General features: G+C 67.8%; 1 protein-coding gene. It reads right to left on the bottom strand.

The window, feature by feature from the left end; all coding sequences use genetic code 11:
* The coding region (locus tag KVT38_RS34385) for a carbohydrate kinase family protein (RefSeq protein ID WP_254639767.1) at positions 1-230 on the bottom strand (230 nt) is incomplete at both ends.

Here is a 230-nt window from a genome sequence, read left to right as displayed (position 1 = left end):
AGGCGAGCGCGCTCGCCATCTCGCAGCCGTTCAGGGTACTGTACATGAAGCCGGCGTTGAAGCTGTCTCCCGCTCCCGTCGTATCGTACGCTTGATCCGGGTAGCCCGACTGATGCACGACGTCATCCCGCGTGAATGCGCTCGCGCCTGCCCTGCCCCGCTTGACGATGACGCTCGACGCTCCGTGCGCGGACAGAACGGCGACCGCCTCCTCCACGCCCGCGCAGCCC

This window comes from Cohnella sp. GbtcB17 (genome assembly GCF_019091135.1).
Classification (GTDB): Bacteria; Bacillota; Bacilli; order Paenibacillales; family Paenibacillaceae; genus Cohnella.
The sequence above is the reverse complement of the archived record's forward strand: the minus strand, read 5'-3'. Positions and strand labels throughout refer to the sequence as shown.